We start from the raw sequence: 8,257 nt of genomic DNA, 5'->3' as shown, positions 1-8,257 counted from the left end.
ACAGACGGCCTTGAGGGACCCTGACCGTCCCCAAGACTGCATACAGCGCTAATTCAGGAGCCTCCTAGGCGGCGCTCCGCCCGGCGTGATCACGTGGCGCGTCACAGCAGGCCGCTCACCGTGGCCGACGGGCCGGCCGGTTCCAGTGCCTTCAGCCACTCGATGTCGCCCCCGCCGTAGACCGCGACGGCGCCGGCGAGCAGCCAGACCAGCGTGGCCAGGAAGTCGTCCTGCAGCGCGGGGCGATAGGTGGTGATCTCCCCCGCCCCGTCCTCGCTCTCCAGCGCCGACGCAGTGTAGCGGGCGCGGGCCCGGTAGCGCTTCCCGAGGTTCTCCTCGATCCAGGCCAGCACCTCGTCCACGCGCTGCGGACGGTCGGCCAGCTCCTCGCGGGCCAGCCCGAGCCAGCGCGAGAGCGTCAGCGTGGCCAGGAGCTGGGCCGGGCCGCTGACGGAGTCGGGGGCCGCGGAGCGGTCGATGGACAGGAACTCGCCGACCGCCTCCCGCGACGGCACCGGCGAGGGCTCCGTGACGGTGGCCTCGACGGCCCGCATCAGCAGCCCGCCGATCGCCTCGGCGGCCTGCTCGACCTCACGCAACTCCTGCTTGCTCGCCATGGGAGCACCCTAGAACCCGGGTCGTGCGCGGATATCGGTGCCCTGACCCTGATATCCGCGCACGGGCGGCGTCAGCCGCAGACGGCGCCCTGCGCCGCCGAACCCACCAGCTTCGCGTACTTGCCCAGAACCCCGCGGCGCAGCTCCGGGGTCGGGGTGGGCGGGGCCCAGCCGGCGCGACGCTTCTCCAGCTCCTCCTCGTCCACCAGCAGGTCCAGCGTCCGCGCCGCGACGTCGAGGACGATGCGGTCGCCGTCCCGGATGAACGCGATGGGGCCGCCGTCCACCGCCTCCGGTGCGACGTGCCCGACGCACAGGCCCGTCGTCGCGCCGGAGAAGCGGCCGTCGGTGAGCAGCAGCACGTCCTTGCCGAGACCGGCGCCCTTGATCGCCCCGGTGACGGCGAGCATCTCCCGCATGCCCGGGCCGCCGCGGGGGCCCTCGTAGCGGATCACCACGACGTCGCCGGGCTGCAGGTCGGGCACCGCCGCCATGGCCCCGGCCTCGCCGTCGAACACGCGCGCGGTGCCCTCGAAGCGCGTGGAGTCGAACCCCGCGCTCTTGACGACGGCCCCCTCAGGCGCGAGCGAGCCGCGCAGGATCGTGATGCCGCCGGTGGGATGGATGGGGTTGCCCAGCGCCCGCAGGACGTCGCCGTCGAGGCCGGGCGGGTCGATCGAGGCCAGGTTCTCCGCCACCGTCGAGCCGGTGCAGGTCAGCACGTCGCCGTGCAGGAGGCCGGCCTCCAGCAGCGCCTTCATCACCACGGGCACGCCGCCGACCTGGTCGATCGTGCTCATGACGTAGCGCCCGAACGGCTTGACGTCGGCGAGGTGGGGCACCTTCGAGCCGATGCGCGTGAAGTCGTCGAGCTCCAGCGGCACCCCGGCCTCCCACGCGATGGCCAGCAGGTGCAGCACCGCGTTGGTGGACCCGCCGAACGCCATCACCACCGCTATCGCGTTCTCGAACGCCTCCTTGGTGAGGATCTGCTGGGCCGTGATGCCCTTCTCGATCATCCCGATCACGGCCTCGCCGGACGCGCGGGCGATGCCGTCGCGGCGCCGGTCGACGGCGGGCGGGGCGGCCGAGCCGGGCAGCGCCATGCCCAGCGCCTCGGCCGCGCTCGCCATCGTGTTGGCGGTGTACATGCCGCCGCAGGCGCCCTCGCCGGGGCAGATCGCGCGCTCGATGGCGTCGACCTCCTCCCGCGTGATCAGCCCCCGCTGGCAGGCCCCCACGGCCTCGAACGCGTCGGCGATGTTGACCTCCCGGTCGCCGATGTGGCCGGGCAGGATCGAGCCCGCGTAGACGAACACCGCGGCGAGGTCGAGGCGCGCCGCCGCCATCAGCATGCCGGGCAGGCTCTTGTCGCAGCCCGCGAGCAGCACGGTGCCGTCGAGCCGCTCGGCCTGCACGACGGTCTCCACGGAGTCGGCGATGATCTCGCGGCTCACCAGCGACCAGTGCATACCGACATGGCCCATCGAGATCCCGTCGGAGACCGAGATCGTGCCGAACTCCATGGGGAACCCGCCCGCGCGGTGCACGCCCTCCTTCGCGGCGATGCCGAGCCGCTGCAGCGACAGGTTGCACGGCGTGATCTCGTTCCAGCTCGACGCGATGCCGATCTGGGGCTTGCGGAAGTCCTCGTCGCGCATGCCGACGGCGCGCAGCATCCCGCGGGCCGCGGTGCGCTCCAGTCCGTCGGTGACCTCGTGGCTGCGTGGTTTGAGATCGCTCATCCGCCCACCCTCTCGTATCCGGCCGGGAATGACGTATCCGATCACGAAACGGACCGGTTCGACTCCGCACCGTCACCCCCGAATCCGTGCCTCGTTGCGCGGATCGGGGAACAGGAGAGGACCGGGATGACAACGACACGACGGCTGGGCCGCACCGCGGCACTGGTCGCCATCGGCGCGACGGCGGCACTCGCGCTGGCCGGCACGGCGCTGGCCGCGGAGGGTGGCGACGACGGGCTCGTCGACGGCACCCCCTGCACCTACACGGCGCGGGCCTGCGTCGACCTCGCGACGAACACCGCCTGGCTGATCCACGACGGGTCGGTCACCCGTGGCCCCGTGGGCGTCAGCCACGGCGGCAAGGGCGAGGAGACCCCCACGGGGGTGTTCCACGTGCAGTGGAAGGACCAGAACCACAAGAGCGCGGAGTACAACAACGCGCCCATGCCGTTCTCGGTGTTCTTCGCCGACGGCGGCATCGCCTTCCACGAGGGCAACCCCAAGAACCAGTCGGCCGGCTGCGTGCACCTGGCCCACGACGACGCCGTCGCCTGGTTCGACGACCTCCAGGTCGGCGACGAGGTCCAGATCCACTGACGGCCCGGCTACCCCGCCGCGCAGGTCCAGAACGCGCGCATCAGCGCCGGCGGGGTGGGGCCGGTCATCGCCACCTGGCTGAACAGCACGGTCACGGTGCCGGTGGCCGGGACGACGTGCGTGGCAGTGCCCGTGCCACCGACCCAGCCGTAGCGGCCGGCCACGTTCCACGGGTCGACCGCCGCGACGTCGACCGAACCGCCGAACCCCCATCCCTGGCCCTCCAGGAACAGGGTGCTCGCGTCGCGCTGCGCACCCGTCAGGTGGTCGGTGGTCATCAGCCGCACGGACTCCGGTGAGAGCACGTCGGCGCCGTCGGCCAGGAGCATGCGGCCGAACGCCCACCAGTCGTCGACGGTGGAGACCAGCCCGCCCGCGCCGGACGCGAACGCCGGCGGGCGGCTCCACACGTCCCCGTCGTCGACGAGCTCGCGGCCGCCGTCCGGCGTGGGCCGGAAGTAGTCCACCAGCCGGTCGGCCGCCGACGTCGTGAACCCGGTGTCGGCCATGCCCAGCGGCCCGAACAGCCGCTCCGCGAGGAAGCCGGCGAACGGCTGCCCCGCCACCCGCTCCACCAGCACCCCGAGCACGTCGGCGCAGGTGTTGTAGAGCCAGGTCTCGCCGGGCTGGTGCAGCAGCGGGATATCCGCCAGCGTCGCGAGCCACGCGTCGGAACCGGCGTCCGCGCGCAACGGGTCGCCGTTCATCATCGCGAGCAGCGGCGCCACGGCCGGCCGGGAGAAGTCGGACGGGAAGCCCCACCCGGCCCGGAACGTGAGCAGGTCGGCCACCGTGATCGGGCGGTGCGCCGCCACCACGTCGTCCACCGGGCTCGCCGGTGTGCGCACGACGCCCGGCGACGCCAGCTCCGGCAACCAGGTGCGGATCTCGTCGTCGAGCGCGATGCGGCCGTCGTCCACCAGCATCATCACCGCGGCGGCCGTGACCGGTTTGGTGGACGAGGCGATCCGGAAGACCGAGTCGCGGGCCATCGGACCGGCCACGGCCACCTCGGCCCGGTCGCCGCGCGCGACCAGCGCCACCGCGCCGGGCACCGTTCCGTCGTCGACGGCGGCCTGGAGCACTTCCTGCAGATCGGACATGGGCCCTCCCTCTCCTCGGAGGGCAGACCGGCGCCGGCGCCGGGATTCATCGGTACGACGGGGAAGGGCCCCTCCCGCGTGCTGCGGGAAGGGCCCTCCGACGGAGCGCGGGTCAGTCGCGGGGGCGGCCGCCACCGGAGCCGGCGCCGGCGAAGCCGCGGTCGCGGCGCACGTTGGCCCGGCGGCCCTTGAGGGTGGTGGTGCCCTTCAGGCTGCGCAGCACGTCGTCGGCGGCGTGCTCCGGGATCTCCACCAGCGCGTGGCGCTCGTGGATCTGGATGGCCCCGATGTCGCGCCCGGTGAGGTTCGACTCGTTGGCCAGCGCACCCACGATGTCCTGCGGGCGCACGCCGCTGGCGCGCCCGGCGTTGACGAACAACCGGGTGGTGCCGGCCTTCGGCGCGCGGGTACCGGCGGCGGCACCACCGCGGCCGCGGGGCTCGCGGTCACGGTCCCGCGGACCGCTGCCCCGGCCGGCCGTGACGACGGGGATGTCCTCGCCGTCATCCGGCGACCCGGCGGCCTCGCTCATCAGCCGCACCGCGGCCGCGGCGACGTCGATGGCCCCGAAGTCGGCGGCCAGCTCGACGAGCATGGCGCGCACGCCGTCGGCGTCGCTCGGGTCGTCGGTGGCCGCGGAGGCGTCCAGGTCGGCGACCAGCTTCTCCCGCAGCGTGGCGGCGGTGCGGGCGAGCCGTGCGGTGCGCAGGTCGGCGGCGGTGGGCACCGGTGCGAACTCGACCGGCTGCCCGGTGAGCCGCTCGACGGCCCGCATCGCGTGCACCTTCGACGGCGGCACCAGTGTGATAGCGACGCCCTCGCGCCCGGCCCGGCCGACGCGGCCGATGCGGTGGACGTAGGCCTCGGAGCTCTGCGGCACGTCGTGGTTCACGACGTGGGTGAGCAGGTCGATGTCGAGGCCGCGGGCGGCGACGTCGGTGGCCACGAGCAGCTCGGTGCGGCCGGAGCGCAGGCGCTCGACCACGCGGGTGCGGTGCTCCTGGTCCATGCCGCCGTGCAGCGCCTCGGCGCGCAGGCCGCGGCCCGTGAGCGTCTCGGTGACGGCGTCGACGTCGAGGCGGGTGCGGCAGAAGACGATGGCGGCGGTGGGCCGCTCGGCCTCCAGCACGCGTCCGAGCGCGGCGGTGGTGTGGGTGCGCGGCACGAGGTACGCGGTCTGGCGGACCTTGGGGGCCTCGCCCTCCGGCACCTCCTCACGGCGGATCCGGATGGTGACCGGCTCATCGAGGTACTTCTGGGCCAGCGTCTCGATCCGGCGCGGCATGGTGGCGCTGAACAGCACCGCCTGCCGGGTGTCGGGGGTGGCGTCCAGCAGCGTCTCGATGTCCTCGACGAAGCCCATGTCGAGCATCTCGTCGGCCTCGTCGAGGACGATCATCTCGAGCGCGTCGAGCTTGAGCGCGCCGCGGTTGAGCAGGTCGATGGCGCGGCCGGGCGTGGCCACGACGATGTCGACGCCCTGGTGCAGGCCCTTGAGCTGCGGGCCGACGGGCGCGCCGCCGTAGACGGTGAGGACGCGGGCCCGCAGGTGCGACCCGTAGCGCGTGACGGCCTCGGACACCTGCAGCGCGAGCTCGCGGGTGGGGGCCAGGATCAGGCCGAACGGGGACGAGCCGCGGGCGCGGTCGGGCCGCAGGTCGGCCATGCGCTCCAGCATCGGCAGCGCGAACGCGGCCGTCTTGCCGGTGCCGGTGGCGGCCTGACCGAGCAGGTCGCGGCCCTCCACCAGCGGGATGATGGACTGCGCCTGGATCGGGCTGGGGTGGGTGTAGCCCAGCTCGTCGACGACGGCCAGGAGCTCCGCACGGAGCGGGAGATCGGAGAAGGCGGGCAGGTCGAGCTCGTGCTCGTTCAGTGTCAACTCAAGACTTTCGTCGCAGCGAGCGGGAGCACGGATGCGTGTCCCACAGGGCGAGCCCGCGGGCCCTCTGCACGAAATCTGCCTGGCCGGTGCGGTCTCTGATGGCTCTCAACGCACCATCGACTGGTAATACTCCCAGGTGACGCCGCTCACCGCTACGCCGGGGTCCGCTGAGTCCCTGATCACGATGTCGCCCTCCGTTCATCTCACGAGGTGATCCTCGGGAGGGTGACGAACACCGACGCTCCGGCGAACCTGCGTGACCTGCGCGGCCTGCGCACCGACGACGGCCGCATCGTGCGTCGCGGGGTGCTCTACCGCAGCGAGGCCCTGCGCTCCCGCGATGTCACCGGCACCGACGTCGCGGTGTGGCCGCCCACCACCGTGATCGACCTGCGCGCGCCCGAGGAGTACTTCGCCGCGCACCCCCTCGACGTCGACGGCACCGTGGTGCACGCGGTCCCGCTCGGCACGCGCCTGGCTCCCGCGCTGGCCGCCGCGGGCCACGACCGGCCGGGGCTCGCCATCGCCTACCGGCACCTGGCGGAGGACGCGGCCGACGAGATCGCGCGCATCGTCGGCATCGTGGCCCGCGCGAACGGGCCGGTGCTCGTGCACTGCACCGCGGGCAAGGACCGCACCGGCATCGTCGTGGCCGTCCTGCTGCGGGCGGTGGGCGTGCGCCGCGAGGACGTCCTGGCCGACTACCTGCACACCGGGGCCAACCTGCCCCGGCTGTGGGCCGCGCTCACCGCGGCGGGTGTCCCGACGCCCCGCAACACCGCGCTGCTGGGGGTGCAGGCCGAGGCACTGGAGGGGGTGCTGGACGAGGTCGACGCCACCGACGGCGGGGCCACGGGCTGGCTCGTGGAGCACGGGGCGGACCCCGCCGACGTCGAGCGGCTCGCGACGCGGCTGCTCAGCGCGGCGTACGTACCGGCCGGGTAGCGCGGACGCGGGCGACCAGCGCCCGCAGGTCGCCTCCGACGGTGTGCCGCGCGCCCGCGGCACCCGGACGGCTGTCGACGCCGTAGCGCGGCGCCGCGAGGGCCACGGCGACCAGAACGATGAGGATCACGAGACCTGTCATGCATCCAGGTTCGGCGTAAGGGGTGGCCCCGGGCATCAGAGGTTCACGTCGCTCTCCGAGACCCCTCACTGGCAGGATCGGTGGACGTGACCCGCCTGCTGCTCTGGGACGTCGACCGCACGCTGCTCGTCGGGGGAGGTGTCGGCGTCGAGGCCTACGCGGCGGCGTTCACCGCCGTCACCGGCCTGGAGTGGGTCGGGAGCCTCGTCGCCGCCGGCCGCACCGACCTCTCGATCACCCCGGAGCTGTTCGCCCAGCACGGCATCGCCGACCACACGCCCTACCTGGGCGCGTTCTTCGCCCGCTACGCCGACGAGTTCGCCGCACGCGGCGACGCGATGGCGGCGCACGGGCGCGTCCTGCCGGGCGTCCCCGAGGTGCTGGCGGCGCTGCACGCGGACCCCGGTGTGGTGCAGACCCTGGTCACGGGCAACATCGCGGCGGTCGGGGTCGCCAAGGTGGCCGCGTTCGGGCTCGACCGCTTCTTCGACACCCGCATCGGCGGGTACGGCGACGACCACCCGGTGCGCTCGGAGCTGGTCGGCCGGGCCCGGGAGCGCGCCGAAGCCGTGCACGGCCCCTTCGCCGACGGCGACGTGCTGGTCATCGGCGACACGGTGCTCGACGTGGGCGCGGCACTGGCCGCCGGCGTCGTCGCGGTGGGGGTGGCCACGGGACCGTCCACGACGCAGGAGCTGGCGGCCGCCGGTGCCCACCACGTGCTGGAGGACCTCAGCGACGTCGCGGCGACGATCGCACTGCTGTCCGGGTGACGTCGGGGCCGCGGTGGCACCACCCACCGGAGCGGCCCGGTCCCCGACCGGTTCGGGACCTCCCCGGGACAGCGGGGTACCCGATGACCGCGGTCGTTCCACGGCCCGCGACGGTGGCCGAGCCACCCCGGCTGCCGGAGGGACGGTGCTGCGGAAGCTGCTGCGCACGAGGGACCCCACGGACATCGGGACCATGTACCTGGTCTCGACGCTCGGGTGCCGGGGCAGCAGTTCCCGTCCGACGAGCGGTACGACGTCGCGGAGCTGCCGCGCACCCGGTCGGGGTGTCCGGCGTGCGGGCCGCACCACCCGCACCGGGTCGCGCAGCTGCGGGCGGAGAACCACGTCGGCAAGGCCCGTCTCCCGGTCGCGGGCGGGGGCGGGGGCGGTCGAGGCGCCCCCGCCCGCGGGGCGTCACTTCTTGTCGCCCGCCAGCCCGGCCCGGCGCAG

Annotated in this window: 9 protein-coding genes; 4 read left to right on the top strand and 5 right to left on the bottom strand. The window is 74.0% G+C overall.

Features of this window, described 5'->3' with window-relative positions; genetic code table 11:
- Positions 1–101: 101 nt before the first annotated feature.
- A complete protein-coding gene (locus tag BGP03_RS07045) occupies positions 102–617 on the bottom strand; it encodes a hypothetical protein (protein WP_296372510.1) in 516 nt (171 codons plus the stop codon).
- Between the two features lie 71 nt (positions 618–688).
- Entirely contained in the window at positions 689–2,362 is a 1,674-nt protein-coding gene (gene ilvD, locus BGP03_RS07040; protein WP_298796528.1) for a dihydroxy-acid dehydratase, read from the bottom strand.
- Positions 2,363–2,488: 126 nt separating this feature from the next.
- On the opposite strand from ilvD, the gene BGP03_RS07035 reads away from it, so the two are divergent.
- Positions 2,489–2,959 carry a L,D-transpeptidase gene (locus BGP03_RS07035; protein ID WP_296372514.1) on the top strand — a complete coding sequence of 157 codons (471 nt, stop codon included), beginning with the start codon at positions 2,489–2,491 and terminating at the stop codon, positions 2,957–2,959.
- Between the two features lie 8 nt (positions 2,960–2,967).
- Here the strand turns inward: BGP03_RS07035 and BGP03_RS07030 are convergent, their stop codons facing one another.
- Both BGP03_RS07030 and BGP03_RS07025 read right to left on the bottom strand, forming a co-directional pair.
- The gene (locus BGP03_RS07030) at positions 2,968–4,062 is read right to left on the bottom strand and encodes a serine hydrolase domain-containing protein (protein ID WP_298796530.1); all 1,095 of its coding nucleotides are present in this window, start codon (positions 4,060–4,062) and stop codon (positions 2,968–2,970) included.
- Between the two features lie 112 nt (positions 4,063–4,174).
- On the bottom strand, positions 4,175–5,944 hold the full coding sequence (locus BGP03_RS07025) for a DEAD/DEAH box helicase (protein ID WP_296372519.1): 1,770 nt from the start codon (positions 5,942–5,944) through the stop codon (positions 4,175–4,177).
- A 228-nt stretch (positions 5,945–6,172) separates the two neighbouring features.
- On the opposite strand from BGP03_RS07025, the gene BGP03_RS07020 reads away from it, so the two are divergent.
- Positions 6,173–6,892, top strand: a complete 720-nt coding sequence (locus BGP03_RS07020; RefSeq protein ID WP_298796532.1) for a tyrosine-protein phosphatase — start codon at positions 6,173–6,175, stop codon at positions 6,890–6,892.
- Here the strand turns inward: BGP03_RS07020 and BGP03_RS07015 are convergent.
- Positions 6,864–7,034, bottom strand: coding sequence for a hypothetical protein (locus BGP03_RS07015; RefSeq protein WP_296372523.1), 171 nt, complete (start codon positions 7,032–7,034; stop codon positions 6,864–6,866). The genes BGP03_RS07020 and BGP03_RS07015 overlap by 29 nt on opposite strands.
- 86 nt (positions 7,035–7,120) lie before the next feature.
- Between BGP03_RS07015 and BGP03_RS07010 the strand changes: the two genes are divergently transcribed.
- On the top strand, positions 7,121–7,807 hold the full coding sequence (locus tag BGP03_RS07010) for a haloacid dehalogenase-like hydrolase (protein ID WP_296372526.1): 687 nt from the start codon (positions 7,121–7,123) through the stop codon (positions 7,805–7,807).
- A 216-nt stretch (positions 7,808–8,023) separates the two neighbouring features.
- A partial coding sequence (locus BGP03_RS07005; protein ID WP_299735890.1) for a hypothetical protein occupies positions 8,024–8,257 on the top strand: 234 nt, incomplete at its 3' end.

Source organism: Pseudonocardia sp. 73-21, assembly GCF_001899645.1.
GTDB lineage: Bacteria > Actinomycetota > Actinomycetes > Mycobacteriales > Pseudonocardiaceae > Pseudonocardia.
The sequence above is the reverse complement of the archived record's forward strand: the minus strand, read 5'-3'. Positions and strand labels throughout refer to the sequence as shown.

What these genes read in the sequence shown, in the direction of transcription:
- BGP03_RS07015 (WP_296372523.1), bottom strand. Translation starts at nt 7,034, where the DNA reads ATGACAGGTCTCGTGATCCTCATCGTTCTGGTCGCCGTGGCCCTCGCG.
- ilvD (WP_298796528.1), bottom strand. Translation starts at nt 2,362, where the DNA reads ATGAGCGATCTCAAACCACGCAGCCACGAGGTCACCGACGGACTGGAG.
- BGP03_RS07030 (WP_298796530.1), bottom strand. Translation starts at nt 4,062, where the DNA reads ATGTCCGATCTGCAGGAAGTGCTCCAGGCCGCCGTCGACGACGGAACG.
- BGP03_RS07045 (WP_296372510.1), bottom strand. Translation starts at nt 617, where the DNA reads ATGGCGAGCAAGCAGGAGTTGCGTGAGGTCGAGCAGGCCGCCGAGGCG.
- BGP03_RS07035 (WP_296372514.1), top strand. Translation starts at nt 2,489, where the DNA reads ATGACAACGACACGACGGCTGGGCCGCACCGCGGCACTGGTCGCCATC.